General features: G+C 67.6%; 28 protein-coding genes. 21 read left to right on the plus strand and 7 right to left on the minus strand.

Annotated elements, in window-relative coordinates; translation table 11 throughout:
• Positions 1-385: 385 nt before the first annotated feature.
• Positions 386-622 carry a hypothetical protein gene (locus tag Q9R13_RS11190; protein WP_310961260.1) on the minus strand — a complete coding sequence of 79 codons (237 nt, stop codon included), beginning with the start codon at positions 620-622 and terminating at the stop codon, positions 386-388.
• Positions 623-810: 188 nt separating this feature from the next.
• On the opposite strand from Q9R13_RS11190, the gene Q9R13_RS11195 reads away from it, so the two are divergent.
• On the plus strand, positions 811-981 hold the full coding sequence (locus Q9R13_RS11195) for a hypothetical protein (protein WP_310961261.1): 171 nt from the start codon (positions 811-813) through the stop codon (positions 979-981).
• 132 nt (positions 982-1,113) lie between these two features.
• Here Q9R13_RS11195 and Q9R13_RS11200 read toward each other — a convergent pair whose 3' ends face one another.
• Both Q9R13_RS11200 and Q9R13_RS11205 read right to left on the minus strand, forming a co-directional pair.
• Positions 1,114-2,451 (minus strand): IS256 family transposase, encoded by a 1,338-nt coding sequence (locus tag Q9R13_RS11200; RefSeq protein ID WP_310961262.1) that lies wholly within the window; start codon positions 2,449-2,451, stop codon positions 1,114-1,116.
• Between the two features lie 272 nt (positions 2,452-2,723).
• A complete protein-coding gene (locus Q9R13_RS11205; RefSeq protein WP_310961263.1) occupies positions 2,724-3,080 on the minus strand; it encodes a MerR family transcriptional regulator in 357 nt (118 codons plus the stop codon).
• Between the two features lie 641 nt (positions 3,081-3,721).
• Here Q9R13_RS11205 and Q9R13_RS11210 point away from each other — a divergent pair.
• The 3 genes from Q9R13_RS11210 (at position 3,722) to Q9R13_RS11220 (ending at position 5,287) form a co-directional block, all read left to right on the plus strand.
• Positions 3,722-4,147 carry an Hsp20/alpha crystallin family protein gene (locus tag Q9R13_RS11210; protein WP_310961264.1) on the plus strand — a complete coding sequence of 142 codons (426 nt, stop codon included), beginning with the start codon at positions 3,722-3,724 and terminating at the stop codon, positions 4,145-4,147.
• Between the two features lie 352 nt (positions 4,148-4,499).
• Positions 4,500-4,949 carry a hypothetical protein gene (locus tag Q9R13_RS11215; RefSeq protein WP_310961265.1) on the plus strand — a complete coding sequence of 150 codons (450 nt, stop codon included), beginning with the start codon at positions 4,500-4,502 and terminating at the stop codon, positions 4,947-4,949.
• 65 nt (positions 4,950-5,014) lie between these two features.
• Positions 5,015-5,287, plus strand: a complete 273-nt coding sequence (locus Q9R13_RS11220) for a hypothetical protein (protein WP_310961266.1) — start codon at positions 5,015-5,017, stop codon at positions 5,285-5,287.
• Here Q9R13_RS11220 and Q9R13_RS11225 read toward each other — a convergent pair.
• Entirely contained in the window at positions 5,267-5,947 is a 681-nt protein-coding gene (locus Q9R13_RS11225) for an SRPBCC family protein (protein ID WP_310961267.1), read from the minus strand. The two genes, Q9R13_RS11220 and Q9R13_RS11225, sit on opposite strands and share 21 nt — an antisense overlap.
• Positions 5,948-6,017: 70 nt before the next feature.
• Here Q9R13_RS11225 and Q9R13_RS11230 point away from each other — a divergent pair, with 70 nt between their 5' ends.
• From Q9R13_RS11230 to Q9R13_RS11310, 17 genes are all read left to right on the plus strand, one after another.
• Positions 6,018-6,950: a MurR/RpiR family transcriptional regulator gene (locus Q9R13_RS11230; protein ID WP_310961268.1), complete on the plus strand. Its 933-nt coding sequence runs from the start codon at positions 6,018-6,020 to the stop codon at positions 6,948-6,950.
• On the plus strand, positions 6,947-7,327 hold the full coding sequence (locus tag Q9R13_RS11235; RefSeq protein WP_310961269.1) for a nuclear transport factor 2 family protein: 381 nt from the start codon (positions 6,947-6,949) through the stop codon (positions 7,325-7,327). The genes Q9R13_RS11230 and Q9R13_RS11235 overlap by 4 nt, the downstream gene beginning before the upstream one ends.
• Before the next feature lie 8 nt (positions 7,328-7,335).
• Entirely contained in the window at positions 7,336-8,328 is a 993-nt protein-coding gene (locus tag Q9R13_RS11240) for an LLM class flavin-dependent oxidoreductase (RefSeq protein WP_310961270.1), read from the plus strand.
• On the plus strand, positions 8,319-9,548 hold the full coding sequence (locus Q9R13_RS11245; protein WP_310961271.1) for an amidase: 1,230 nt from the start codon (positions 8,319-8,321) through the stop codon (positions 9,546-9,548). Before Q9R13_RS11240 ends, Q9R13_RS11245 begins: the two co-directional genes overlap by 10 nt.
• Entirely contained in the window at positions 9,545-10,828 is a 1,284-nt protein-coding gene (locus Q9R13_RS11250) for an oxamate carbamoyltransferase subunit AllG family protein (protein WP_310961272.1), read from the plus strand. The genes Q9R13_RS11245 and Q9R13_RS11250 overlap by 4 nt, the downstream gene beginning before the upstream one ends.
• On the plus strand, positions 10,821-12,317 hold the full coding sequence (locus tag Q9R13_RS11255; protein ID WP_310961273.1) for an N-acyl-D-amino-acid deacylase family protein: 1,497 nt from the start codon (positions 10,821-10,823) through the stop codon (positions 12,315-12,317). The genes Q9R13_RS11250 and Q9R13_RS11255 overlap by 8 nt, the downstream gene beginning before the upstream one ends.
• Entirely contained in the window at positions 12,314-13,183 is an 870-nt protein-coding gene (locus tag Q9R13_RS11260; RefSeq protein WP_310961274.1) for an FAD binding domain-containing protein, read from the plus strand. The genes Q9R13_RS11255 and Q9R13_RS11260 overlap by 4 nt, the downstream gene beginning before the upstream one ends.
• The gene (locus tag Q9R13_RS11265; protein ID WP_310961275.1) at positions 13,180-13,638 is read left to right on the plus strand and encodes a (2Fe-2S)-binding protein; all 459 of its coding nucleotides are present in this window, start codon (positions 13,180-13,182) and stop codon (positions 13,636-13,638) included. The genes Q9R13_RS11260 and Q9R13_RS11265 overlap by 4 nt, the downstream gene beginning before the upstream one ends.
• A complete protein-coding gene (locus tag Q9R13_RS11270; RefSeq protein WP_310961276.1) occupies positions 13,635-15,869 on the plus strand; it encodes a xanthine dehydrogenase family protein molybdopterin-binding subunit in 2,235 nt (744 codons plus the stop codon). Before Q9R13_RS11265 ends, Q9R13_RS11270 begins: the two co-directional genes overlap by 4 nt.
• Before the next feature lie 68 nt (positions 15,870-15,937).
• A complete protein-coding gene (locus tag Q9R13_RS11275; protein WP_310961277.1) occupies positions 15,938-16,426 on the plus strand; it encodes a YybH family protein in 489 nt (162 codons plus the stop codon).
• Positions 16,427-16,456: 30 nt separating this feature from the next.
• Complete coding sequence (locus Q9R13_RS11280) at positions 16,457-17,605, plus strand: ABC transporter substrate-binding protein (protein WP_310961278.1); 1,149 nt, start codon at positions 16,457-16,459, stop codon at positions 17,603-17,605.
• 30 nt (positions 17,606-17,635) lie between these two features.
• The gene (locus Q9R13_RS11285; protein ID WP_310961279.1) at positions 17,636-18,490 is read left to right on the plus strand and encodes a branched-chain amino acid ABC transporter permease; all 855 of its coding nucleotides are present in this window, start codon (positions 17,636-17,638) and stop codon (positions 18,488-18,490) included.
• 63 nt (positions 18,491-18,553) lie between these two features.
• Complete coding sequence (locus Q9R13_RS11290) at positions 18,554-19,537, plus strand: branched-chain amino acid ABC transporter permease (protein WP_310961280.1); 984 nt, start codon at positions 18,554-18,556, stop codon at positions 19,535-19,537.
• The gene (locus tag Q9R13_RS11295) at positions 19,534-20,331 is read left to right on the plus strand and encodes an ABC transporter ATP-binding protein (protein WP_310961281.1); all 798 of its coding nucleotides are present in this window, start codon (positions 19,534-19,536) and stop codon (positions 20,329-20,331) included. Before Q9R13_RS11290 ends, Q9R13_RS11295 begins: the two co-directional genes overlap by 4 nt.
• Positions 20,306-21,022: an ABC transporter ATP-binding protein gene (locus Q9R13_RS11300; protein ID WP_310961282.1), complete on the plus strand. Its 717-nt coding sequence runs from the start codon at positions 20,306-20,308 to the stop codon at positions 21,020-21,022. Before Q9R13_RS11295 ends, Q9R13_RS11300 begins: the two co-directional genes overlap by 26 nt.
• On the plus strand, positions 21,015-22,076 hold the full coding sequence (locus Q9R13_RS11305) for a threonine aldolase family protein (protein WP_310961283.1): 1,062 nt from the start codon (positions 21,015-21,017) through the stop codon (positions 22,074-22,076). The genes Q9R13_RS11300 and Q9R13_RS11305 overlap by 8 nt, the downstream gene beginning before the upstream one ends.
• Positions 22,069-23,805 (plus strand): AMP-binding protein, encoded by a 1,737-nt coding sequence (locus Q9R13_RS11310; protein WP_310961284.1) that lies wholly within the window; start codon positions 22,069-22,071, stop codon positions 23,803-23,805. Before Q9R13_RS11305 ends, Q9R13_RS11310 begins: the two co-directional genes overlap by 8 nt.
• Here the strand turns inward: Q9R13_RS11310 and Q9R13_RS11315 are convergent.
• Genes Q9R13_RS11315 through Q9R13_RS11325 form a run of 3 tightly spaced genes read right to left on the minus strand, consistent with a single transcriptional unit; the run spans position 23,744 to position 25,841 of the window.
• The gene (locus Q9R13_RS11315) at positions 23,744-25,075 is read right to left on the minus strand and encodes a hypothetical protein (protein ID WP_310961285.1); all 1,332 of its coding nucleotides are present in this window, start codon (positions 25,073-25,075) and stop codon (positions 23,744-23,746) included. The genes Q9R13_RS11310 and Q9R13_RS11315 overlap by 62 nt on opposite strands.
• The gene (locus Q9R13_RS11320) at positions 25,072-25,371 is read right to left on the minus strand and encodes a hypothetical protein (protein WP_310961286.1); all 300 of its coding nucleotides are present in this window, start codon (positions 25,369-25,371) and stop codon (positions 25,072-25,074) included. The genes Q9R13_RS11315 and Q9R13_RS11320 overlap by 4 nt, the downstream gene beginning before the upstream one ends.
• Positions 25,371-25,841 carry a hypothetical protein gene (locus Q9R13_RS11325; RefSeq protein WP_310961287.1) on the minus strand — a complete coding sequence of 157 codons (471 nt, stop codon included), beginning with the start codon at positions 25,839-25,841 and terminating at the stop codon, positions 25,371-25,373. The genes Q9R13_RS11320 and Q9R13_RS11325 overlap by 1 nt, the downstream gene beginning before the upstream one ends.
• Positions 25,842-25,899: the final 58 nt, after the last annotated feature.

Genomic DNA, 25,899 nt, shown 5'->3' on the forward strand with positions numbered 1-25,899 from the left:
AGCTCTACCTATCGACGTTCCCCAGCGCGCTACCCGACGTCCGGTTCGGCATCAGGGTCAAAGCGAGCTGACCGCCCAGTTCCGCGGGCATTCTTAGTTGAGGCACGGTCAACGTTTCGCGGGCATCTTGATTTGAGGCACTACGCACCCGAGGCACCCGCCCCGCAGCCTGACCTACCCGGACATTTCACGTGAGGCAACCGATGAACCCACGCGGACATCTTGACGTGAGGCAAGACGGAGCGTTCGAACTCCGTCCGGGTGACCCACGCCACTGGTCGGAGTGTTGGGCCCGCAAGATTCGCGATCGGAGGCACCGGGAGACTCTCCACTGGGTTCAATGCCAAATGATTGCATGGCTCCGTTCAGGCCGAGCGCCTTCGGCCTACCGAATGAGATCCACCGCTGCCGCGTACGCGGCCACCGCAGAAGCCACGACGAGGAGCGTCCAGCTGGTCACGGCCAGCTTGAGGTCGCGGATCGTGCGATGCATTTCAGGGTCGCGCCACGATCGGAGTTCGCGCCGCATTCGCCTCCGCTTCAAGCGAGGCGCCTCGGCGATCAGCTCGTCTTCGGTGGTCCACCACTCGACGGCCTCTTTCCGGCTCGCCCCGAAGTCCATGAGAGACAGGCGGAGTTGGATCGCGGTCCCCGCGGCAGCGCCGACAGCGATGAGCAATTGAAGGACTTCCGCGCACCCAGCATGTCGTCGGCCATCGACAATCGGTGTTCTCGAAGGTTCTGCGGCGCCAGCAACCGGCACCGAATTCCGGTCGAAGTCGATCGGCGACGCCGCGTAGCCTCGGCCACATGACACGACCTGTTCGTGACGAGGAGCCAACGGCCGACTTGGTCGCTTACAACGACACGCTGCACGCCCGCCGTGAGAAGTTCCTCGCTGAGAGCTCTGCAGAGTATGACCTCGAGTCGGTCGATGCCGATGAGATCGCCCAGCTGCTCGCTGAGGCACGCCGCCGCTAGTACTCCCGCCATTTGACGGGCGTGACCTCTCGGCGCCGTGGTTTCCAGCGCCGCGGCCGTTCGATCTTGACGGTTCACCAGATCTAGGGTCTGTCCGGAATCCGGTGTAAACGGCGTTCTTCATTTTGATGTTCAGCGGTCCTCGGCCTGGGGCATCCGGTTGGCGAAGGTGACCGCGAATGCGTTCAACGCCGGCTTCCAGCGCATGGTCCACCGTGTCTGTCCGGTGCCCTTGGGGTCAAGGGACCTGGTGACCAGGTAGAGGCACTTCATCGCGGCCTGCTCGGTCGGGAAGTGACCGCGCACGGACACTGCCCTGCGATACCGGGCGTTCAGGCTCTCGATGGCGTTCGTGCTGCACAGCACCTTGCGGATCTCCACGTCGTAGTCCAGGAACGGGGTGAACTGTTCCCAGGCGTTGCGGCACAGTTGGCCGATCGCGGGGTAGGGCTTGCCCCACTTCTCCTCGAACTCCTCAAACGCCGCCCACGCCGCGTCTCGGGTCGGTGCCCCATAGATGGGCTTCAGGTCGGCGGCGATCTGGCCCCAGTACTTCTTCGAGGCATACCGGAAGGTGTTCCTGATCAGATGGATCACACACGTCTGCACCACCGCTTGCGGGAAGACCGCCTCGACGGAGTCCGGCAGGCCCTTGAGGCCGTCGCAGACGACGAAGAATACGTCGGCCACGCCCCGGTTCTTCAGCTCGGCCAAGACGCTCATCCAGAACTTCGCGGTCTCCCCGCCACCGGCCCCGGCCCACAGGCCGAGGACGTCCTTGTGGCCGGCCAGGTCGACCCCGATCGCGGCATAGATAGGCCGGTTGCCGACCTGGCCGTCGCGGACCTTGACGTGGATGGCGTCGATGAAGATGGCCGCGTAGACCTTTTCCAGCGGCCGGGCGGACCATTCGGCCATCTCGGCGATCACCTTGTCGGTGATCCGGCTGACGGTGTCCTTGGACACCGAGGCACCGTAGATCTCGGCGAAGTGGGCGCTGATCTCCCCGGTGGTCAGCCCCTTGGAGTACAGCGAGAGCACGATGGTGTCGACATCGCCGGAGCGGCGCTGCCACTTCTTGACGATCGCCGGGTCGAAGCTGCCGTTGCGATCCCGAGGCACCTCGATCTCCACCGGCCCGCAGTTGTCTGTCAGCACCGTCTTGGTGCGCGTGCCGTTGCGGGAGTTCCCGGAGTTCTCGCCGGCCGGGTCGTGCTTGTCATAGCCGAGGTGGTCGGCCATCTCCTCATCCAGAGCGGTCTCGATCACCGTCTTGGTCAACGCCTTGAGCAGCCCGCCCGGACCAGTCAACGCGGTCCCCCGTTCGCGGGCAGAACGCACCAGTTCGCGGGCCACTTCGAGCTCCTCGGCCGAGGGTGGCGCGAACGCCTCCGGTCGCTGCGCCTCGACGTGGTTGTGGTTCTCCTTCTCCTCCTGCGGCTTCTCGGCCGCCTTCACCGATACAGACATGTTCGGCAGTGTTCCGGTCATCATCGACCCTTCCTGCCAACTCAACCGAGCTGGCGTGTCGGGCCGTTTACACCGAAATTCCGTGCAGATCCCGTTAGTACGCGGTCGTTGTCCTCGCTTCTTACGCTTCGCAGCCATCTGGGCCTTCATGGTTAGCACGCGGGGCGGCTGGTATCTGGCTGAGCGCAGCGGCGACCCTGGATAGGTGTGCGGCGCTGCCTCCTACGCGCGACTTGGCATCGGTGGGCCGCGCTTGTTGGCAGTGGTGGCTGCTACTGGTCGTTGTGCCGCTGGTTCTGTCGATCCGGCGAGGTCCGGCGCTGCGTTGAGGAGGGGCATGCTGTGTTGGGGCGGAGCCTGTGGATCTCGCGTTGCAGGCGGCGGTTCTCCGCGCGGAGCTGGAGGACGAGTTCGATGCCGGCAAGGTTGAGCCCGTCGGAGAGCAGGGTGGTGATCTCGTCGATCCGGTCCAGGTCATGGCTGCTGTAGCGCCGGGTGCCGCCCTCGGTGCGGTGCGGCGCCAGGAGGCCCTTGTGCTCGTAGGCGCGCAGCATCTGCGGGTTGACCCCGGTCAGCTCGGAGGTCACCGAGATCGAGAACAGGCCGCGTCCCGGCTCCAGATCGACCATCACCGATCATCTCTGGTTCGCGTCTGCGGATGCCCGGGTCGGGTCGCGAGGGCCGCACCGTGACCGGTCCGGCCACGATCGGCGCCTCCTACCGACCGAGGTAGTCCGATCTGCCCCTGCACGGCGACCCCCAGATGTCCACCGGGATGTCCACCGGGATGCCCGCCGAGATGTGCACTGAGTGCACCGGTCGCGCCACGGCTGTGTCACGGGGCCGCGGTGTGCTGCGCCCTGGCCCGGAGTCCGTCTGGGTCGGGACGGGCTTCGCGGCCGCGGCACGGCGGCCCGGGGCCTGCCGGAGTAGGTGATAGGCCGCGCACACCGTGCCGAACCGTTCGGCGGCATCCGGGGCCGACGACAGTCGGGATGGGTGGTCCTGGCCAGTCGTCGGTAGGCGCGTGCCATCGCGGCCGGACCGGTGTCCGCGGCCACGCCAAGGACCGCACGCGCCTCATTGATGGACCGGATCACGCCAAGGTCAGCCCTTTCGCGTCGACTGCGAAGTTCGTCGCTGCTCGCTCTTGAATAGTGTCCCCGACAGGAGTAGAAATCTCAATTGACAACCAGAGATTTCCTGAAGGGTCTGCGCATCCCGACGCGGTTCTCCTTCGGAGCTCGCCGGACCGTGAGGAGGAAGATCCATGTTGATGCGTACTGATCCTTTCCGCGACCTCGACCGACTCACCGAGGCCGTGTGGGGAACCCGTGCCCGGCCTGCGGCGATGCCGATGACCGCCTATCGCGAAGACGGCAGCTTCGTGGTCCACCTCGACCTGCCCGGGGTGTCGGTGGACTCCATCGATCTGACCGTGGAGCAGAACGTGCTCACCGTGCACGCCGAGCGCAAGCCCCCTGCCGGTGACAGCGCCGAGCGAGTCGTCGACGAGCGCGGCTATGGCGTCTTCAGCCGCCAGCTCTTCCTCGGCGAGACCCTCGACACCGACCGGCTCAGCGCCAACTACGGCGCCGGCGTGTTGACCCTGACCATCCCGATCGCGGAGAGGGCCAAGCCCCGCAGGGTCGAGATCAGCGCCGGCGAGACCGGCCGCAAGGAGATCAACGCCTGACCCGGCGCCGTTCGCCCGGCGGGCGCTTGGAGTCGGAAAGGCGTCGACGACGCCCGAGGGATCCGCCCGCGACGTACTGCGCGCTTGGGCCAAGAGCAGCGCGTGGCGCGTCAGGGCGGCCACGGCCGCCCTCCGCACGACCGTCGCCAGACGGCTCACCTTCGGAGGGCGCACACGGGACGCAGAGCGGCGCACACGCTGACGCCGCCGCCTCCCACCGCTGGAGAGCCCGGCCCGGCCACCACGGCGCAAACCCCGCGCCGGGCTCTCCAGACCAAGCCTGTGCCCCGGGCACCACGCCGCCCCAGCAGCCAACCAACCTCAGCAACGCCAAGTGCGAAAGGAAGCAGCGATGTACCCGGCGAAGGATGCTCGTGAGCTCGCGATCTTGTTGCGCATCAGCCGAGAGCTCGACATCGTCGGCGACGTCACCGCCACCGTCGACAACCCCTCCGAGCTCCTGGCCTGGGCTCTGGTCCTATCCAAGCCGGAGGTCCTCGCCTGGCGCGCCGAGGACTCCGGACACTGCTACCTGCACGTCACCGCAAACCGCCAACGCGCACCCATCCGAGGCACGGTCGCGTCCGTCCTCGACTGCGAACAGCACGGCGAGTTCTGGAACGCGCTCGGCCTCGAACACCTACGCCCCGGCGATCGACAGCACCTCACCGTCGCGGCCCTGTCCGCCGCCTGGGCCGTCATGCCCATCACCCCCACCAGCACGGTCCAGAGCCATCCCGCACCCACCCCAGGAGCCGCAAAGAAGGCGGAATCCAGTCCTCCTGCTCAAGGGCAACACTGAAGGGCCCAAATCACAGCTCCCAGCGCCCGACTACGCCTGCGCACGTCGTCGCGACCGGTCCGGCTATGTCGGTGCACGGCGTCGACGACCTCGGCGTCAACCAGGCTCCCGCCGTCCGGGTGAGCGGCGTGAGCGACGCGCCGCTGCTCCCAGTCCGGGTCACGGCGCGCGCCGGGTCGGGGACGCACGGCTACGCGGTGATCGCGGTGCCGCGCGGCCGCAGGGTGTGGAAGGTGGAGGCGCGGCTCGACCCAGGAGGACCCGCTGGTCTGGACGCCGCGTCGCTGAGAGGCGCCGGGGGCGGTCGTACCGCGGCCTCAGGAGCGGTGCTGATGTGACGAGCGGCGCCCGATCAGGTAGACGACGGCGAGCGCGGCGAGCACTTGCATCACCGGAGCGCACCTACTGAGCAACGGCTTTCCGACTACTGCGAGCAGGTCCAACGAGCTGGACCCCGGGAGGTCGGGCGCAGGGACGCTCGGCTCCTCTCCAAGGCCGCTGTTGTCTCCTCCGCCTGCTTCGCTCCCGACGCCATCTACCGGAACGACGTCGCGACCGAGCTCGGCGGCCAGATTGCTCGAGAACGTCTGCAACAGACTCGACGTGACGTCGCGAATGACGCCCCTGCCGAACTGAGCCGGCTTGCCGGTGACACTGAGTCTCATGTCGAGCAGGACCCGAGTTTGGTCTCCCTCCGGCTCGAGCTGCATGCTCACCGTCGCCTTGGCTGTGCCGGCCGCCCGCGCGTCTCGTCCGCTGGCCTCCAAGATTGCTCGCCCCTCGGATTCACTCCGCTCGCGGAATCGGCCGCTGCCGCGATAACTCGCCAGAATCGGCCCGATCTTCATCCGAACCGACCCGGCGAAGTCGTCGCCCTCGACCGAATCAAGTGCAGCGCCCGGCATGCACGGGGCGATCCGGTGGAGGTCCATCAGCGCGATCCACGCCTCCCCCTGAGGCAGGGGAACGGTGAACGAGTCCTTGATGTCGAGGTCCATGCATCTCCCGTCGCAAGATTGTGTGCAAAGAGTATTGCAAATTGGTCATCGATGCAATAACAATGTCGTCATGGCAGCGCGTCGACGTTCCGATGGGATCGCCCCCGAGCCGGCATCGGCTCCGGACCGCACAGCGGACGAGGGCGACCGGCGCTCGTTCGTTCCGATTCCAGAGGGGCTCGAGCTCTCCATGAGCCAGCGACGCATCGCTCACTACCTGGAGGGCCAGCCGCGCACCGCCGCCTTCGAGTCAGCCTCCGAGGTCGCTGTCAGGGTCGACGTCAGCGTGGCCACGGTGGTCCGATTCGCCCAGGCGCTCGGCTTCAAGGGATGGCCGGGGCTCCAGGTGCAACTCCGTCACCGGTACCTGTCGGGCCTGATGCCGGACCAGATCATGCACGACCGCGATCCCGCCACCGAGCGCAGCCGGGTCGAGAGCGCGATCGAGAGCGACATAAACAATCTCAAGATCACCTTGCACAGTGTGGAGCCGGATCAGGTAGAGGCCATCGCCCGACGCATCAGCGAGTCACGCCACACCCTGATCGTCAGCTCCGGGACCTACGCCACCGTCGGCACGGTCATCGCCCATCTCGGCCAGTTCATGGGCTATGACATCCGTCTCGAGACGCGAGGCGGGCCCGAGCTCATGGCGGCGCTCTCCCTGCTCGATGAGCGCGACTGTGTGATGGGCATCAGCTTTTGGAGGGTCTCCCGACAGGTGACGCTCGCTCTGAGCAGTGCCCAGAGGCGTGGAATCCCGACCATCGGGTTCGCCGACTCGGCGGTCTCTCCGGTCCTCCGAGGCGTTGACCACTCGATCGTCGTGCCCACCGACACGATCTCGTTCTTCCAGTCGATGACCGCAGCCATGTCGGTCGCCTACGGCCTCCTCGCCACCTTGCAGGAGATCGGCGGAAATGCGGTGGAGGAGCGAGTAACCCGTGCCCAGGAGCTCTATCACGAGCTCGACATCTTGCACATGAGGAGAGATGGCGTATGACGAGCCCGTACGCCGCGGCTTCCGCAGCCGACGAGGTGCTCAGCGCCCTGGCCTCGTTGCAGGACGAACCCCAGCGCGTCTGCGAACTGTGGGACCGCGACCCGTCGGCGGTGCATTTCGGTTCCGGCGGCCACGTCTACCGAGGAGCCGGCCACATCGCGCTCGCAGTGCAGGCTGGCGTACCCGGCATCCTGCTGCACCGCCTCGACGGTCCGGAGGTCTCGATCGTCGGAGACGTGGCATGGGTGGTCTCTGGCGTCGGCGACGGCGAGACCGAGCGCCTGACCGCGGTCCTCGTGCGGACTGCCGACGGCTGGCACGTCATCCACATCCATCAGTCCCAGGCGGCCGGCACCGGCCGGCCCGGCGGGATCTAGGAGCCTCGATGAAGCTGTCCTTGCGACTTAGCAGTGATCTCGAGCCAGAGCCGATCCGCGAAGGCGCCCGCGGAGCGGTGGCGGCCGGGCTGGAGCGGGTGTGGCTCGCCGACAATCCGCGAGAACGGTCCTCGATCGTCACCGCCGCCCACCTGGCGGCGCTCGAGCCGTCCTTGAGCATCGGCCTGGGGATCGTGTCGGCCCGCGAGCGGAACCCGATCGTCCTTGCCCAGGAGGCGCTTGCGCTTCAGGGCTACTGCCCGCAGGGGGTGATCCTCGGCCTCGGCCTCGGGGACAGCCGTGAGATCGGCAACCTCGGGCTTGCGAAGCGGTCGGGACTCGCGCTGCTGCGGGAGACCACGCAGATCGTTCGTGCGCTGTCGCAAGGTGACGAGATCCCGGCGCTGGGCGACGACGGTGCAGGGACGGTCGGCCTCAAGTTCACCGGACGACCCCTGCCGGTGTACTTCGGCGCCATCGGCCCGAAGACGCTGCGACTTGCCGGCGAGATCGCCGACGGCGTCGTCCTCTCCCTCGGCACCACGGCTCGGGCCGCCCGCACAGCGGTCACCACCGCACTCGAAGCCGAGCGTGCTCCGGGCCTGGCACCGACCGTGGAGACTGTTTGCTACGTCGCATTCGGTGGACTCGATGACGCGGCGGCCGACCGGATGCAGATGTTTGCTGCTCACGTTCTCAAGGTCTTCTTCGCCCAGCCAGGGCTCGAGGTGCTGCTCGAGGGCACAGGGGTCGGACCACAGGAGGCAGCCGGGCTGGTTGCTGACTACGAGCACGGTGTGCCGCTCCCTGCTGAGGTGGTCGACGCGATCTCGATCGCCGGCTCGGTCGAGCACTGCATTGAGCGCATGCGCGCCTACCAGTCCGCGGGTGTCAATGAGATCGCCTTGGGCCTGGGGCTCTGGAACTCCTCCTTTGCCGACGCGCTGGCGGACGCGGCCCGCTTGTCGGCTGCCTGGAAGGAAACAGCGGAGTGGACGTGATCATGCAGACGGGCGTTGCCACCGGAGCGATACCGCTCACCCTCAAGCAGGCTCAAGAACGCATCAGTGAGGTCGAGCAGGTCACGGGAGCGTGGGCTCACGTCGACGAACACCCGGCGGTTGCTGCAGTCGGGCCGCTGGCAGGGTGGACGATCGGCGTCAAGGACCTCATCGACGTGGCCGGAATGCCGACCGGTGCCGGAGCGATCGGGCGCCAAGAGTCCTCTGAGGCGAAGGATGACGCGGCCATCGTGACCACCCTGCGCCGCGCGGGTGCGACCATCCTGGGCAAGACCGTCGCCGTGGAGTACGGCTGGTTCGGTACCGTCACCACCCGCAACCCGCACGACCTCGCGCGGAGCCCGGGCGGCTCCTCGTCCGGCTCAGCTGCGGCAGTGGCGGCCGGCATGTGCCGCGCCGCGATCGGCACTCAGACCGCCGGCTCGGTGATCCGACCTGCGGCGTACACCGGCGTGCCGGCACTCAAGCTCAGCCACGGAGCGGTCGACCTGGCGGGAGTGGTGAAGGTCAGCGGGTCGCTCGACTCACTCGGCATCTTCGCAGGGTCACTCGACGACCTGCAGGCGGTTGCCGACGTGCTGCTGGGCCCGACGGCGGAGGAGTCCAGCGACTCAACGATCCGCATCGGCCTCATCCTCGACGAGTTCCGGGACGTCTGCGATGACTCGGTGCTCGACGCCGTCGACCGGTCCGTACGAGCGCTGGCGTCCTCCAGCCAGGTCGAGCTCGTCAACACAGCCAGTGCGCTGGACTGGAGCCAACTGCGCACTGCGCATCGCGCCCTAATGGTGCGCGAGTGCGCGCTGGCGCGCGCAGATGCATTCAGGGCCGACCCGACCCAATTCTCTGCGGTGCTGCGATCGGCGATCGAGGACGGCCTCGCCCTGAACGATGCCGTGAGAACTGAGGCACTCGAGGCGGCCTCGCAAGCGCGAGCCGTCCTTGAGTCCGCCGAGGTCGACATGTGGCTGACGCCGGCGGCGACGCAAGAGGCACCGCCCGCCGGTGAACCCGGAGATCCGGCCTGTCAGTCGCCGTTCACGCTCCTGGGTCTGCCCGCGATCCACCTGCCGGTCGGCCGAGGCGCCAGCAACCTGCCGGTGGGCCTGCAGCTGGTGGGACGACTCAACACCGACCGCCGGCTCCTTCGTCAGGCGCGGTCGCTGGCCGCGGCCATGGCCGATGGCGGTCTGCAATGAAGCACCGGGACGCCGAGATCGAGCGTCTGGTCACTGGTCCCCTCGTGCCGAAGGACGAGATTCAGCACCTGGCGGCGTCCGCGGTGCACCTCAAGGGCATCGTCCGGGCAGGTGCGGTGTGGCCAGAGCTCGAGTGCGGGACCTCCTTCCTGCACGCCGGTCCGCCGTTGGGCGATCGTGAGCCCCGGGCTGCGATGAAGGGCGCCGTGATGGCGCTCCTCCTCGCCCAAGGTGTCGCCGGCAACGTCAACGAGGCCCATGCCCTGGTCGACGACGGCGCGCTCTCGCTGCGCCCTTGCCATGAGGTCTCCGCGGTCGGAGCCATGGCCGGCGTCGTTGGTGCCGCGACACCGGTTGTCGTGGTCGAGGCCGCCAACGGGATGCGCGGGTACGCGCCGATGAACGAAGGCCTGGGCAGCGCCCTGCGCTTCGGAGACTTCGACCCGACGACCATCGACCGTCTGCGGTATCTGACCACCGTCGTCGCCCCCGCCCTAAGCCGGGCGATCCAGGCCGCCGATCCGATCGACGTCGTGGAGCTTCAGGCCGACGCTCTACGGCGGGCGGACGAGGGACACAACCGCAATGTCGCGGCAACCTCGATGCTCGCCACCATCTTGGCCCCTCATCTGATCGAGGCGAACGACTCGGTGCAGGGCGAGGCTGCGGCCCGTGAGCTTCGGGACAACGGCCACTTCTTCCTAGCGCCGTCGATGGCAGCCGCGAAGGTCCTCGCCGACGGACTGCACGCGCGCGGCCCGCGAGGCATCGTCACCGCGATCGCCTCCAACGGCCACTCCACCGGGATCCGGGTGTCCGGCACCCGTGGGTGGTTCGAGCGGCCGGCGCGTATCGAGGTCTTTCAACCGTTGCACGGTATGGACCGGCGCGACGCGGATCACCCGGTGGGCGACTCCTCGGTGGTCGAGACGATCGGTCTCGGTGCGATGGCCCTCTCGGCCGCCCCTGGCCTGGCGCGAGCCATGGGCTGGAGCCTCGAGCAAGCCCAGGCCCATGTCGGCCAGATGTACGCCATCTGCGAGACCACCAGCCCGCGCTACACGATCCCGACCAGGAACTTCGAGCCGGCGCCGCTGGGCATCAGCGTGGCCAAGGTGCTCGAGACCGGGATCCTTCCCGCGTTCACCACGGGCTTCTCTCACACCGAGCTGGGTCATGGCCGCGTGGGCTTCGGCATGGTCCGGGTGGACCGCGGCGCGTTCGAGGACGCCGCCGCCGCGCTTGCCGGCAAGACCGTGGCAGGTGTCGACCATGCCTGAGGCCCATGTCCTGCGAGGTGCGACCGTCGTGGACGGCACGGGCAGTCCCGGACAACGGGCTGATGTGCTCGTCGATGGTGATCGCATCGCTGCACTGCTCCCGCCGGGAAGCCCGGTGCCCGACGCTGCAACCGTCCACGACGTCGAGGGACGTCACGTCGTCCCAGGCTTCATCGACGTCCACAGCCACGATGACCTCGCCCTGCTGCGCGACCCGTGGCTCGTCCCGAAGATCGCTCAAGGAGTCACGACGGTCATCGTGGGGAACTGCGGTCACGGTACCGCTCCACTCGGTGTGGGCAATCCGATGGTGGAGGGAGTGGGCGCCGCCGTGTTCGGCCCGGCTGTGGAGGTCGACTGGACTGACACCGCGGGTTACCTCAAGCGCGTGGCCGAGGTGAGGCCGGCGGTCAACGTAGCCGCCCTGGCCGCCCACAACGCCCTCAGGATCGCCATCTGCGGTCTCGACCACCGGCCTGCGACCCGACCCGAGCTCGACCTGATGGTCTCGGCCGCGAGGGCAGCTCGTGATGCGGGTGCGCTGGGGTTGTCGACGGGCCTGGGCTACGAACCGGCACGGGCGGCCGACGAGGACGAGATCGTCGAACTGGCGCGCGTCTTCGCCTCGACCGACGGGCTCTACGTCACCCACCTCAGAGATGAGTCGGACGGCGTCGAGGATGCCCTCCGCGAGGCGCTGCGCATCGGGGAGCGCTCCGGATGCGCCGTCCACGTGAGTCACCTCAAGTGTGCCGGCGAGCGCAACTGGGGCCGGATGCCCGACCTCCTGAAGATCCTGTCCCGGGCGCGGGCCACCGCGGACGTGTACCCCTACACCGCAGCATCGACCGCCTTGCGCCCCGCACTTGGCGCAGTGGGCGAGGCACCACTGATCGCGGAGAACTACGTGATCGCCACCGCCAGCGGATTCGAGGAGATCGAGGGCCGAAGCCTCGCCGATCTCGCCGCGGAGTGGGGATGCAGTGGCCTCGAGGCGGCACGCCGGGTTCTCGAACGCACCGACGACCAGGTCACCGTCGTGTACTTCACGATGGCCGAGGCCGATGTCGCAGCAGCCTTGGCGGACGAGATCACCGTGATCGGTAGCGATGGCCTTCCGGTCGGCGGCCGCCCACATCCTCGTCTGTACGGAACGTTTCCCAGGGTGCTGACGCGCCATGTCGCCGGCGAGCCGCACCTGTCCTTCGAGGCGGCCGTCCATCGGATGACCGGACGTGCCGCGGACGTCTTCGGGCTCGGCGATCGCGGCCGACTGGTGCCGGGCGGGTTCGCCGACCTCGTAGTCCTCGACCGCGAGCGGCTGACCGACCGGGCGACGTACGAGGACCCGCGTCAGACCGCTGCCGGTATCGAGGCCGTCATGGTCAACGGGGCCTGGGTCCATTCGCGTGACCTTGCCGACTTGCGCCGGTCCGGACGGGTGCTGCGTGGAGCCGGCTACAAGGACGAAGGGACGGGCCGAGCATGATCACCACAGATGACCAGCTGGTCGCGGCGGAGACCTACGAGGAAGCCGCAGCCATTCTGGCGACACACCGCGACGATGCCAGGATCCTGGCCGGTGGGCAGTCGCTGGCCCTCCTCATGCGGCTGGGCTTCGCCTCGCCTCAGGTGCTGGTCAGCCTGCGCCGATGCCCCGATGTCACTGCGCTGGCCACCGGGCCGAACGAGGCGACAGTAGGCGCGCGCGTCACGGTCGCGGCCATCGCGGAGAGTCGGCTGCGTGCCGCCGCGCCGGTGGTCGCGTCCGCTGCTGGCCAGATCGCCTCCCCACACGTTCGCAACGTAGGGACGCTGGTGGGCAACCTCTGCCATGCAGACCCCGGCAACGACATGGCAGCGCCGCTGCTGTGCCATGACGCGATCGCGATCGTCGCCTCCAGCCGGGGCGAACGCCACCTCCGGCTCGAGGAACTCCTGGCCAGCCCATTCGTGTTGTCGCTGGATGACGACGAGTTCGTACGCGGATGCCGGATCCCACGGCTGGACGGATGGCGAGGCTCCTATCGCAAGGTCGTGTGGCGCGGCGCCGACCATCCGGTGACCGCGGCCGCAGTGACCTTGCGGATCGTGGCGGGGGTCGTCGAAGACGTCCGGGTCTCGGTGGGTGCCTGCGTCGCGGTCCCGAGGAGGCTCCCGCAGCTCGAGGCCGATCTGCGTGGACTCGAGGTCGACGCATCGCCGGACCTGTATCCGATGGTGAGCGATCACCTCGCCGGCGTCGACATGCTCGAGGAATCTGAGATCTCCGCTGCCTACCGCTCCAGGGCTACGGCGGCCGCCATCCACGACGCCGTCGCGGACTGCACGAGAGTTGGGAGGCACCACCGATGACGTTCGAGCTGAAGGTCAACGGACGAGTCCACGTGGTCTCGTCCTCCCCGTTCAGCACGCTGGCCGAGGTCCTGCGCGAGGACTGCGGGCTGACCGGCACCAAGATCGGCTGCGGTGTCGGCTACTGCGGTGCCTGCACGGTGCTGCTCGACGGCGAGCCGGTCCACGCCTGCTGCATGATCGCGGGTGACTGCGTCGACGCCGTCATCACGACCATCGAAGGCGCCCGCGAGGAGCCGGAGGGCGCCGAGGTCATCTCCGCGTGCGCGCGGCTCGGAGCCGTCCAATGCGGCTTCTGCACCGCGGGGTTCGTGATGTCGGCCGTTGGGATGCCGGACGCTGCCTGCAGATCTCGGGCGTCCGTCCGCGACTACCTCGTCGGGAACATCTGCCGATGCACCGGCTATGCCAAACTCATCGATGCCGTGTACGAGGCCAAGCAGGTGGCACCGTGACGGGCACCGGCGTCGTCGGCCGCCGATTCAGCCGACCCGATGCACTCGCCAAGGCCAGTGGCCGCGTCGACTACCTGTCCGACACGCGGGTTCCGGGCATGCTCGAGGCCGCTGTGGTGCGCTCACCGTTCCCACGGGCACGGGTGATCTCGGTGGACACCTCCGAGGCACTCGCCGTCCCCGGTGTCGTCGCCGTCGTCCGTGCCGAGGATCTGGGCCTGGTCCATCCGGTACGGCCGTTCCCGGAGTCGCCGCAGGTCCAAGGCGTGCTCACCGACAGTCCGATGTTCGTCGGGGACGCCGTCGCTGCCGTGGTGGCGCAGACTCGTCGTGCGGCGCAGGACGCGGCGGCCCTGGTCTTCGTCGACTATGAAGAGCTGCGGCCGATCCTCGACCCCGAGGAGTCGCTGCGAGCGGAGGACCAACTGTTCCCGCAGGCATCCGGCAACCTCGCCGGTCCACGCAGTGACTTCGAGCGTGGCGACTTCGACGGCGCGCTCGCTCGAGCCTCACGTGTCTTCGTTCACGAGTTCGAGACCCAGCGCCAGTGCGCCTCCACGATCGAGCCTATGGGGTGCATCTGCACCTGGCATGCCGACGGCCGAATCGATGTGGTCACCCACCTCGACAACATCTTCCACATGCGCGAGCAGCTGGCCGAGGTCCTCGGAGTCGACGAGTCGACGGTGGTCGTCACGCCGCCGGAGGCGCTCGGCGCCACCTTTGGACTGAAGAACTCCCTCATTCCCAGCCTAGAGCCACTGTGCGCCTTGCTGTCGCGTCACACCGGCCACCCGGTCCGACTCCTGCTGACACCGGAGGAGAGCATGACCACGACGGTGACCCGTCATCCCGCTCGGATCAAGCTGACCACGGGTGTCGCCGAGGATGGAGCGCTACTCGCCCGAGGGGCCGAGGTACTGCTCGACTCGGGTGCTTACGGCTTCGGCTACATCGTGATCAACAGCATGGCTGGCAAGTGGGCCACGCTCTACCACACGGAAAACCTTCGGTTCCGCGGAGCAGCGGTCTACACCAACCAGGTTCCCTGCGGTGCCTACCGCGGGGTGGGGACGGCGCAGATCCACTTCGCCATGGAATCGCAGATCGACGAGATCGCCCGCGAGCTCGGCGTCGACCCGATCGAGTATCGAATGCGACACGCGATCCGTCCCGGCGACCTCCTGCCCGGCGGGACACCGGTTCGAGCGCTGGGGCTCGAGGAGTGCGTGGCCCGCGGCAAGGAGGCCATCGGCTGGAACACGCCGATCCCTCATTCCGACGGACGCTTCGCACGCGGCCGAGGCATGGCACTCGGGCTTCATCACGCCGGATTCACGAACCTCATTCCCGGGCTGATCGAGCGGTCAATCTGTCGCGCCCGCCTGATCGACGGCGGTCGGCGCATCGCCGTGCACATTGCCGCGGTGGACAAGGGCCAAGGCGCCATCGGCACCATGATGGCCGTCGCGGCGCAGACACTGCACTGTGAGCTGGACGGCATCGTCGTCGACCCAGTCGACACCTCAGCGCCGTACGACGCGCTAGGGGCAGAGGCGAGCCGCAGCACCTATGTCCAGGGTCGAGCCGTGCAGGGCGCGTGCACCGAGCTCCAGGACGCGATCGTGGGAGCTGCGGCTCGCCGGCTCGGTATCCCCGTTGGGGGGTTGACCGTCGAGGACGGCTGGGTGGTGGCCGGAGACGATCGCCTCCTTGCCTTTGCCGACGTGGCCGAGGACCTGGTCGACGTCGTGGTGGAGCACGAGTACACGCCCACCGACCTGGATCCCCTGCCCGTGGTCGCGGCCGACTTCTGCGAGGTGGAGGTCGACCGTCTGACCGGTGTGGTCCGCGTGCTGCGCTTCGTCGCCGTACAGGACGCCGGAAAGGTCATCAACGTGCTCGGGGCCGAGGGCCAGATCGAGGGCGGGGTCCACCACGGGTTGGGCTACGCCCTCACCGAGACGCTCGAGATCGAGGACGGCCAGCCGATGAACGGCAACTTCGCCGGCTATCGGGTCCTGATGGCACCGGACATGCCGGAGATCGAGCCGATCCTCGTCGAGACCGTGGACGAGGAAGCCGGGCCGTTCGGGGCCAAGGGACTCGGGACCGGTGTCATTCCCGCAGTTGCCGCCGCAGCGGCCAACGCGATCCGCGACGCCCTCGGGGTGCGACCGCTCAGGGTGCCGATCACCCCGGCACGTGTCATCGAACTCCTGGACGGCTGAACCGCCCTCGCCTGGCAAACCTGGCGAACGAAAACACAACAGCAGCACCGATGAGAGGAACTGGCGCAATGTCAGACAAGAACAAGGTCAGCACGACGGCCGATGAGTCGGTCGACTACCAGGCGAAGGACCGCGAGGCGGTCTTCGAAGTGCACAACCGCTACATGGTCGCCAACACCGAGGTCGACACCGCCAAGTTGGCTGAGGTTTGGGACGCCACACCGACGAACGTCTACTTCAACCTGACCGGTCACAACTATCGGGGACTCGAGCACTGGTCCAAGTTGTGGCACTACTACCAGCCGCGGCTCAACATGCTGATGCCGTGGATCTCCTGGGATCACAACATCTGGGTCGAAGGCGACGTTGCCTGGCTGACCTGCCTGCGTCTGAGCCAGGCGCAGTGGGTCGGCGAAGGCAGCCGTGGCCCGGTCGACCAGTCACTGCCGACCGTGTCGCGAGCGACCGAGATCTACAAGCGCGTGGACGGTGAATGGAAGGCGGTGCACGTGCACTACTCACCCGCAGCGCTCAGCCCCCGTCCCGGAAATGTCTGAGACAACCTTCCTTCCACCTAGGAGAACCCGATGAGAGTACGAAACCTTACGGCCGCAGTTGCGGTCACAGGAATGTTGCTCGCCACCACCGCTTGCGGCGGGGGAGCGAGCAGTTCCGGCGAGGTCACGGTCGGCGCCGTCCTCACCCTGACGGGCGTTGGCGCCGACTTCGGTCAGGCTCAACGAGCAGCGCTCGAGATGGGCGTTGCCGATGAAGAGAAGAAGACGGGCACGAAGGTCAACCTGGTCGTCGAGGACAGTGGCGAGTCGAACACGGTCGCGCTGAGTGCGCTGTCCTCAGTGCTGAGCAAGCGGCCCGCAATCGTCTACGGCCCCTTCCTCGGCACCCAGGTCCTTGCGATGACACCGAAGGTGGAGCAGGCCAAGGTCCCCTTGCTGGTCACCTCGGGGACCAAGTCCATCACCGAGGGCGCGGCTACCTCGCAGATCTTCCGCTGGTACGCCAGCACGGCGTTGTCGGAGCCGGCAACGGCGGCGTATCTCGACGCGAAGCTGCACATCAAGGCCGCCGCGATCCTCTACGACACCACCGCCTACGGGCAAGACGGCCTCGGGCTGGTCCGCGGCCAGCTCGAAAAGGACGGCGTGAAGGTCCTCACGACACAGGCGGTCAATCCGACCGACACGGACGTCTCCGGCCAGGTCCACAGCATCCTTGCCACCAAGCCGGACGCGATCTTCGTGCAGCTCATCGGTGGCGCCTCGGGCGCGGTGGCGCTGAAGGCGCTCACCGCCCAGGGCAACCACGCCCCCGTCATCTGGGGATCAGGGATCACCTCGCACTCCCTGCTCGACCTGATCGATGACCAGGACGTCAACGGCGTCTACGGCAACCAGCTGAAGGTGATCACGGCGCAGACGGCCAAGGGTGAGATCGGCGACTTCCTCCAGCGGTACAAGAAGAAGACGAATCGCGAGGGCGATGCCTTCGCACTCGCCGCCTACGACGCCGGCCGGTTCATCGTGCAGTCGGTTGCCGACGGAGTCGACACGCCCCAGAAGTGGGACGAGCATCTCAAGTCGACCACCTACAAGGGTCTGCTCGCCACCTACCACGACGACGGCGACGGAAACATGGTCAACGAGACCACCATCCTCCAGATGCACAACAAAGTTCCCGTGCCCATCGACGTCGTCAACGGCGCCCCGGCCAAGTAGCGGCGCGAAAGGCCTTCCATGCTTCAGCTCATGGTCAACGGACTATTCCTCGGGGCGATCTACGCCCTGGCAGCCATCGGGTTCGTCCTGATCCACAACGTGAGTGGCTCGGTGAACTTCTCACACGGGGCGCTCGTGCTGCTCGGCACCTACCTCGGCGTCATGTACGTCGACATCGCGTCGGTTTCGATGTGGCTGGTGCTGGTCTTGGTCGCACTCACGATGGTAGGCATCGGGATGCTGCTCGAGCTCGTCGCATTCCGACCGCTGGAGGGGAAGCCGTTCGTTGCGGTATTCATCTCGACGCTCGCGCTCGGGTTGATCATCGCCCAGGTGATCCTCCTGGTCTGGGGGCCGCGGCCCCGCGCCGGAACTGCGCTCGTTCGCGGACAGTTGACGGTGGGGTCGGTCACGGTGCCGAACCAGGGTCTCATCATCCTTGGTTTGACCTTGGCAGTCGTCGCGGCGCAGTGGGTAATGTTTCATCGCACCCGGATCGGCATCCGGCTCCGGGCGACGGCGGACGACTCGGTGACAGCGAGCATGATGGGCATCCGCACTGGTCGAAACAGGTTGCTGGTCTTCGGCATCGCAGCGGCGTTGGCGGGGGTGGCTGGGGTCCTCATCGCTCCACTGAGTTTCGTGGATCCCAGCCGCGGCGGCATCGACATCATGATCAAGATCTACATCGCTGTGGTGATCGGCGGCTTCGGGTCCGAGGTGGGAGCCGCGGCCGGAGGAATCGTCCTGGGCCTGGCCGAGGTGCTCACTGCCGGCTATCTGAGCGCGACCTATCGAGACGTCATCATCTACAGCCTGCTGATCGCAGTGCTGGTCCTGCGACCGAGCGGTCTGTTCGGGCAACCGACTCTCAGGGAGGCGTGAGCCATGAAGGCAAGACGAGCGACGGGTGTGCCGAGGGCACGACTGGTCCTACCGGTCCTGGCAGTGGCGTTCGCCGTGATCCTCCCGCAGCCGTATGCGCACGACTTCTACTACCTCGACCTGTTCACGCTCTGCTGCCTCTACGGCATTCTCGTGCTCGGGTTGAACATCATCTTCGGATACACGGGCCAGCTCGCTCTGAGCCATGTCGGCTTCTGGGGCATCGGGGCCTATGTGTCGGCGCTCCTGACAGTCGATCTCGGTTGGTGGTCAGGATGGGCCATGGCGCTCGGCATGGTGGTTTGCGCCGCGCTGGCCGCTCCGCTCGGCATCATCACCCGCAATCTCGCCGGCCACTATCTGGCGCTCGCGACCTTGGTGTTCACCGGCATCGTGCAGCTGCTGCTCCTGAACTGGGTCGGCCTGACGAAGGGACCGAACGGCATCGGGGGGATCCCACCTCTGGGCGTTGGTGGCTTCGTCGCCGAATCGCCCCTGGCGCGCTATTACCTGATGCTGGCAGCTCTCATCGTAGTCGCTGTGTTCACGTGGCGATGGCAGACAAGTTGTTACGGGCGCAGGGCTGCGGCGATGAAGCGCAGCGAGCTCGCGGCACGGTCGCTCGGCGTCGACACCAGTCAGCTCAAGGTCGTAAGCCTGATGGTCTCGGCGGCGATTGCGTCTTTCGCTGGAAGCCTGTACGCGCACTATCTCGGCTACGTGAGTCCGGACGTCTTCGGGTTCGCGGAGATGTTCAAGATGGTCACGATGATCATCATCGGTGGCCTCGCCACCGTGGGAGGCCCGATCGTCGGCGCTGCCCTGCTGGTGATGGCACCGGAGTGGTTCCGTGGCTTCCAGCAGTACTGGCAGCTCATCTACGCAGTGCTCTTGCTGGTGCTGGTGCTGCGCATGCCGTACGGGATCTGGGGTCTGGTCCTGCGGTTGCGCGACAACCTGCGACACCGGCGTCGGGATGCTCCCTCGGTGACCGGCAAGGCTCCCCACGCTCCCGAGCGGGCCGAGGAGGAGGTTAAGGTTCCATGACGCTCCTGCGCGTAGACAACGTCACGAAGATGTTCGGTGGAGTACGGGCGCTGCACGAGGTCAGCTTCGAGGCCGGCGCCGGAGAGATCGTCGGCATAATTGGTCCCAACGGGTCGGGGAAGACCACGCTGGTGAACACCTGCACCGGCGTCTTCTCGCCGACCTCCGGGACATTGTCAGTGGGTGGCGAGCCGGTGACCCGAAGGGCTCCGGCACGCATGACGGAGCTCAGCAAGCGCGGCATCACCCGCACGTTCCAGCATCCGGTCGTCTTCGACGGTCTCACGGTCCTGGAGAACGTTCTGGTCGGCGCCGAATCCACCCTCCGAGCCGACGGTGTCTTCAGTTTGGTCGGCCTGCCGGGAGGTCGTCGAGCCCACCGCCGAGCACGGGAGCTCGCCGAGGCGTGCGTGGAGGAGGTCGGCCTCGAGCAGTTCATGCACAGGCAGGGCAATCTGCTGTCACCGGGCCTTCAGCACTTCCTCGAGATCGCCCGAGCCTTGGCCACCCAACCGCGGCTCGTGTTCCTGGACGAGCCGGCGGCCGGCTTGAACGAGCGAGAGACCGACCAGTTGTCGGCGGTGCTTCGGGCCGTCGCCGCACGCGGTGTCGGGCTCGCAGTCATCGAGCACGATGTGCGGTTCGTACTCGACCTCTCCGCACGGGTCGTCGTGCTCAACTTCGGCCAGCTCATCGCCGAGGGACTACCAGACACCATCGCCTCGGACCGGCTCGTGCTGGACGCCTATCTGGGCACCTCGGGAAGGAGTGGCATTGGCATCGCTGAAGATTGAGGACCTGTTCGTCAACTACGGACACGTCCAGGCTCTCAAGGGTGTGTCGATGACGGCCGAACACGGCGCCATCACGGCAGTTCTCGGTGCAAACGGCAGCGGCAAGTCCACGTTGCTGTCCGCGGTCATGGGTGTCGCCCGGCCGCGGCGAGGCAGGGTGCTGCTTGACGACCGAGACATCACCCGGCTCTCGCCAACAGCGACCGCGCGGTCGGGGATCGGCCTGGTGCCCGAGGGCAGGGCGCTCTTCCCGTCGCTGTCAGTCAACGAGCACTTCCTCCTCGGAGCCCGCAAGGACCTCGCTGGAGGGACCGAGTCCGATCAGCTCGCCTACCTCTACGACCTCTTTCCCGCCCTCCGGGGCAGGGAGGACACTCGTGCCGTCATGCTGAGCGGCGGCGAGCAGCAGATGGTTGCCATCGGGCGAGCCCTCATCTCCGGTCCGAAGGTGCTGATGCTCGACGAGCCCTCCCTGGGCCTCGCGCCCAAGCTCATCGACCAGGTCCTGATGTTGGTCGAACGTCTGCGCAACGAGGGCACCACGATCGTCTTGATCGAGCAGAATGCACGCGCCGCGCTCGAGATCGCCGACCACGCCTACGTCCTGCATGCCGGAACGGTCCAGGTCTCGGGGGAGGCGGCGGCCCTCACCCAGGAGGACGCCGTCGAGCGGGCCTACCTTGGTGGCTGAGGCAGCCGTGATCGACCTCCGCTCGGACACAGGGACCAAGCCGTCCGCCGCGATGCTGTCGGCGATGGTGACTGCCGAGCTGGGTGACGATGTCTACGGTGACGACCCTACGGTCAACGACCTCCAGGAGCTGTGTGCCCAGCTGTTCGAGAAGGAGGCCGGCCTCTTCGTCCCATCCGGTTCCATGGGCAACCTGGTGGCCATCGCCGCGCAGGCACGGTCCGGCGAGGAGGTGCTGTGTGACCAAGACGCGCATGTTCTCAACTATGAGGGCGGTGCCTTGGCCCTGTTCGGGCTCGTCACACGCAGCCTTGCCTACGACAGGGGGCTGATGTCGGTCACCGAGCTTTCCGAGGCCGTTCGCTCCGGGGACGACCATAGCCCACGCACCGCCGTGGTGACCTTGGAAGTCACACACGCCACCCGTGGTGGCTGCGTGCCGGACTTCGCCCTGTGCGCAGCCGCATCTGCGGTCGCCCGGCGCGGAGGGTCCGCCGTACATATCGACGGTGCTCGCATCTTCAACGCGCAGGTGGCCTCGGGTATCCCTGTCCACCGGTGGGCCGGCTTGGCCGACACCATCAGCGTCTGCTTCTCCAAGGGTCTCGGCGCGCCTGCCGGCGCGATGGTGCTCGGTCCGGCTGAGGTCATCGAACGCGCACGGATCATCCGCAAGCGGCTCGGTGGCGCCATGCGGCAGAGCGGAGTGCTCGCCGCCGCTGCACGCATCGGCGTCGAGGAGGGCGTCGACCTGCTGGCGGAGGACCACCGGCGGGCGCGGCTTCTGGCCGAAGGGGTGGCTGCCCTGATGCCCGGATCCATCGACCCCGATGACGTGCACACGAACATTGTCCAGTTCTCGCCGGACCGGCTCGGCCTGACAGCGCCACAATTCCTCGCGCTGCTCGCCGCGCAGGGCGTTCGCGCCAAGGCGTACGGCGGACGGCTCGTGCGACTGGTCACCCACCGCGACCTCGACGACGCGGCCATCATCACCGCCTTGGCGGCAATCGAGCTGGTTGCCACCACCACAGCAAGGGGCAGCCATGGTTAGCGGCACCTATGCGGAGACCTACGCCCGCAGCATCGGCGATCCGGAGGGGTTCTGGGATGACGCCGCGGCACTGGTCGACTGGGTCCAGCCGCCTACGCGCATCCTCGACAGGTCGCTCGACCCGGCGTCGTCGTGGTTCGCCGACGGCAAGCTCAACACCTGCTTCAACGCCCTTGACCGCCACGTGCTCGCGGGGAACGGCGACCGGATCGCCCTGATCTGGGAGAGCCCAGTAAGCGGTCGGAGCGCGCAGTACACCTACGCCCGGCTCACTGACGAGGTCGCGAAGTTTGCCGCCGTACTCCGGCGGCACGGCGTCTCGCGTGGCGACCGGGTGTCGCTCTACCTGCCGATGATCCCCGAGGCGGTGATCGCGATGCTGGCCTGCGCACGCCTGGGCGCCGTGCACTCCGTCGTGTTCGGCGGGTTCGCACCACGCGAGCTGGCGACGCGCATCGATGACGCCCTTCCGCAGGTGATCGTGACGGCATCGTGCGGCATCGAGAGGCAACGGGTCATCGACTACCTAGCGCTGGTGGACGACGCTCTGGCTCTCGCGGACCACCAGCCTGGGGCGTGCATCGTCAAACAGCGACCGGAGCATCGGGGCAGACCGTCCTCGGGCGGAGACGTCGACTGGGACGACGCTGTTCGTCGGGAGACGATCCCTGAGCCCTGTGTCGCGGTGGATGCGGCGGACCCGCTGTACATCCTCTACACGTCGGGTACCACCGGGAAACCCAAGGGCATCGTCCGTGACAACGGCGGCCACGCCGTGGCGATGGCGTGGTCGATGCGCTACGTCTACGACATTAAGCCCGGTGACGTCTGGTGGGCGGCTTCGGATGTCGGATGGGTAGTGGGGCATTCGTACATCGTCTACGGACCGCTCATCGGCGGGGCGACAACGATCCTCTATGAGGGCAAGCCCGTAGGGACGCCCGACGCCGCCGGCTTCTGGAGAGTCGTAGCCCAGCATCGGCCGAAGGCGTTGTTCACGGCGCCGACCGCGCTGCGAGCTGTGAAGCGCGAGGATCCGGAAGGCCTGCTCCTTGGCCAGTTCGACGTCTCGTCACTGCAGACGCTCTTTCTCGCCGGGGAGCGCTTGGACCCGGACACCTATGGGTGGGCAGCCGAGCACCTTGCCGTTCCGGTAGTCGACAACTGGTGGCAGACCGAGACGGGCTGGCCGGTAGCAGCCAACCTCCGCGGCCTGGACCCGATGCCGATCAAGGTCGGCTCGCCGAGCGTGCCCGTGCCCGGATTCGTAATCAGGATCCTCGACGAGAACGGATCGGACACGGGTCCAGGAGTCGAAGGTGCAGTCTGCTTGGAGCTGCCGCTGCCGCCCGGGTGCATGACCACGATCTGGGGTGCACACGACCGGTTCATCGAGTCCTACTTCACTCAGCACGAGGGCTTCTATCACTCCGGCGACGGCGGGTACGTGGACGACGACGGCTACGTCTTCGTCCTCGGTCGGCTCGACGATGTCATCAACGTGGCCGGTCACCGGCTCTCCACCGGCGCGCTCGAGGAGGTGGTGTCGGATCATCCGGAGGTCGCCGAGTGTGCGGTGATCCGGGGAAGGACGAGTTGGGTACCGGTTGAGGGGCTGCCATCGGGGCGCCAGATGAGGAGCGGCCGGCCCCGGGCCGTCGGTGCTGTCATCTGGAACGGCTTGGCCTGCTTCGTGCGCCAGCGCCGATGTCGTGGGTTTCCGCGCTGATGCTCATGTGATCGGACGGGTCGCCCGGGAGATCGCACGAGCGCACGCAGGATGCTGCAGCCTGCGGCCTCAGTTCGCTTCGGGTCACGGCGAGAAGCGGGGCACGGTCGCTGCTCAGCGTTGGGATCCAACGTTGTTCAGCGGCGTGGATTCCGATCGTCGGTTCCCCATCCAGCTGCGGGAGGGTGATCGGGACTGCGTAGAGCTTCTCGGCGAAGCCTCGTTCGATGGTGGTGGCGATGCGTGCGTCGGTCTTGGTGCACAGGCGAGCCAGGCGTTGGAGCGCTTCAGCCTGATTGTCCTCCGCTGAGGGGTGGGTGCGCTCGAGGCGGAGGATGGCTTCCTGGGCCTGGGCGACCGCGTAGCCACCACCGCCGAGCGGGCCCTGGACGTCGCGGCTGGCATGGACCATCTCACGGTACAGCCCGGCCCGCCGCCGGAAGATGCCGGCCAGCTCTGGTGCCGCGGTTTCGACATGCCGGGCCGCAGCGTCGGAGAGCTTGGCCTGGGCGAACAGCACCCGCCGCAGGTTGAGCGCGTTCGGGTGCCGGGCCAGGTCGACGAGCATGTTGTGCTGCGCCTGGTTCACCCCCGCCAATCCAGGCAGGGCGGGGCCGTCGATGATGCCGGCTGGTGGCCGGCGGCCGCGCTGCTCGACGCCGGGGTCGAGCCGACGGTCCGCTAGTTGGTGCAGGCAGGCTTCCGCGGCCCGCTCGAGAAGGTGCCGGCCGGACAGGTGCGTCCAGCCGGGGATGTTGGCGTAGCGGACATCGACGATGGCGATCGCCCGCGCCAGGGTGCCGGCATCGGCGAGTACGGTGTCCATCTGGGCGCGCGGCAGGTGCAGCCGGTTCACGTCCGCGGTCAGGTCGTGCTCGCCCAACGCTGCAGCCCGTGCGGCTTGGCGCCAGGTCTGCATCAGCTCGAACCGGTGCGGTTCAGCGAGCGCATCAAGTAAGGACGGTTGCGGCTCGGCGTCGTCGATGGTCTGTCGCAGCCGGCCGAGGAGATCGTCGGTGGGCTGGCGATGTGCGGCGCTGAGGTCACCGGCCCCGGGTGGGGTGACCGCGGTGACCGCCTGTTCGCACCAGGACAGCACCGCGAGCCGGTACCGGTTGATCGTCACACCCATGGCTCGGCGTTCCTCGGTGGTGGTGGTGACCGGGACGTTGACGTTCCCCGGCCCTCCGAGGCGTTGGGTGATCCGATGCCAGCCCAGCAGGCTGGTCAGCGCCTCCCGCATCTGGGCGACGTTCTCGCCGTAGGTCACGACCGGTCGTCCATGTCCCAGGCGACCCGCAGCATCTGCTGGCAGATCGCCAGCTCCAGCCGGTCGACGCCGTGGTGTGCCAGGTCGCTGATCGCCCGCGCGGCAACATCCTTGAGGACCCGCCGATCGCCGCTAGGCACCACCATGACCGGCGGTACGGCGCCGTCGTGTAGCCAGTCCAGATGCAGCAGCACCCGCTCGTACTCCAGCGCCGCATCGAACCCCGCAGCGGTCTCGGCCAGTGCGGCCAAGTACGAGCGGGCCTCGGCCAACACGACAGCGTGGGACAGCAACATCAGCGACCTCCCTGATCCACGGCACCCAGGCCGCCCCGGGCACCGACGCCCCGACCGTCGACCCCAAACCGCCCGGACGCACATTCGGCCCCGGGCGCTGTGGACACCGGCAGGGCGCGGGGGTCTGTGGAGGGGTCCTCGGCTCTCACCAGTCGCCGCGCCAGATCCCGGCTGATCCCGACCTCCCGCGCGGCGGCCGCCAACGACAGGCCCTCGCCGCACAGCCCGCGCAGGGCCCGGCCGGCCTCACGCTCAGCCGCCGAGATGGCCACTGCCAGACGGTCCCGGGTGCGGAGCGCACGCCGCGCCGTACGACGACCCAGCCCGACCCGGCGCTGCCGCAAAACCTCGGCAGGGTCCGGCCCCATCGCGGCCGGGCCACGCGCCACGCGGTTCGCCCGCGACTCCCATGCGTTCCGTCGTCCGGCCACCGCCCGAGACGCCTTCACCATCACGACCACCCCATCCATCGATCTGCTCCGACACCCCCACAGGCATCCGCACCTCGCCGACGTGGACACCCACCGG

Source organism: Nocardioides marmorisolisilvae (assembly GCF_031656915.1).
Taxonomy (GTDB): Bacteria; Actinomycetota; Actinomycetes; order Propionibacteriales; family Nocardioidaceae; genus Marmoricola; species Marmoricola terrisoli.

What these genes read in the sequence shown, in the direction of transcription:
- Q9R13_RS11190 (WP_310961260.1), bottom strand. Translation starts at nt 622, where the DNA reads ATGGACTTCGGGGCGAGCCGGAAAGAGGCCGTCGAGTGGTGGACCACC.
- Q9R13_RS11195 (WP_310961261.1), top strand. Translation starts at nt 811, where the DNA reads ATGACACGACCTGTTCGTGACGAGGAGCCAACGGCCGACTTGGTCGCT.
- Q9R13_RS11200 (WP_310961262.1), bottom strand. Translation starts at nt 2,451, where the DNA reads ATGTCTGTATCGGTGAAGGCGGCCGAGAAGCCGCAGGAGGAGAAGGAG.
- Q9R13_RS11205 (WP_310961263.1), bottom strand. Translation starts at nt 3,080, where the DNA reads ATGGTCGATCTGGAGCCGGGACGCGGCCTGTTCTCGATCTCGGTGACC.
- Q9R13_RS11210 (WP_310961264.1), top strand. Translation starts at nt 3,722, where the DNA reads ATGTTGATGCGTACTGATCCTTTCCGCGACCTCGACCGACTCACCGAG.
- Q9R13_RS11215 (WP_310961265.1), top strand. Translation starts at nt 4,500, where the DNA reads ATGTACCCGGCGAAGGATGCTCGTGAGCTCGCGATCTTGTTGCGCATC.
- Q9R13_RS11220 (WP_310961266.1), top strand. Translation starts at nt 5,015, where the DNA reads ATGTCGGTGCACGGCGTCGACGACCTCGGCGTCAACCAGGCTCCCGCC.
- Q9R13_RS11225 (WP_310961267.1), bottom strand. Translation starts at nt 5,947, where the DNA reads ATGGACCTCGACATCAAGGACTCGTTCACCGTTCCCCTGCCTCAGGGG.
- Q9R13_RS11230 (WP_310961268.1), top strand. Translation starts at nt 6,018, where the DNA reads ATGGCAGCGCGTCGACGTTCCGATGGGATCGCCCCCGAGCCGGCATCG.
- Q9R13_RS11235 (WP_310961269.1), top strand. Translation starts at nt 6,947, where the DNA reads ATGACGAGCCCGTACGCCGCGGCTTCCGCAGCCGACGAGGTGCTCAGC.
- Q9R13_RS11240 (WP_310961270.1), top strand. Translation starts at nt 7,336, where the DNA reads ATGAAGCTGTCCTTGCGACTTAGCAGTGATCTCGAGCCAGAGCCGATC.
- Q9R13_RS11250 (WP_310961272.1), top strand. Translation starts at nt 9,545, where the DNA reads ATGAAGCACCGGGACGCCGAGATCGAGCGTCTGGTCACTGGTCCCCTC.
- Q9R13_RS11255 (WP_310961273.1), top strand. Translation starts at nt 10,821, where the DNA reads ATGCCTGAGGCCCATGTCCTGCGAGGTGCGACCGTCGTGGACGGCACG.
- Q9R13_RS11260 (WP_310961274.1), top strand. Translation starts at nt 12,314, where the DNA reads ATGATCACCACAGATGACCAGCTGGTCGCGGCGGAGACCTACGAGGAA.
- Q9R13_RS11265 (WP_310961275.1), top strand. Translation starts at nt 13,180, where the DNA reads ATGACGTTCGAGCTGAAGGTCAACGGACGAGTCCACGTGGTCTCGTCC.
- Q9R13_RS11275 (WP_310961277.1), top strand. Translation starts at nt 15,938, where the DNA reads ATGTCAGACAAGAACAAGGTCAGCACGACGGCCGATGAGTCGGTCGAC.
- Q9R13_RS11280 (WP_310961278.1), top strand. Translation starts at nt 16,457, where the DNA reads ATGAGAGTACGAAACCTTACGGCCGCAGTTGCGGTCACAGGAATGTTG.
- Q9R13_RS11285 (WP_310961279.1), top strand. Translation starts at nt 17,636, where the DNA reads ATGGTCAACGGACTATTCCTCGGGGCGATCTACGCCCTGGCAGCCATC.
- Q9R13_RS11295 (WP_310961281.1), top strand. Translation starts at nt 19,534, where the DNA reads ATGACGCTCCTGCGCGTAGACAACGTCACGAAGATGTTCGGTGGAGTA.
- Q9R13_RS11310 (WP_310961284.1), top strand. Translation starts at nt 22,069, where the DNA reads ATGGTTAGCGGCACCTATGCGGAGACCTACGCCCGCAGCATCGGCGAT.
- Q9R13_RS11320 (WP_310961286.1), bottom strand. Translation starts at nt 25,371, where the DNA reads ATGTTGCTGTCCCACGCTGTCGTGTTGGCCGAGGCCCGCTCGTACTTG.
- Q9R13_RS11325 (WP_310961287.1), bottom strand. Translation starts at nt 25,841, where the DNA reads ATGGATGGGGTGGTCGTGATGGTGAAGGCGTCTCGGGCGGTGGCCGGA.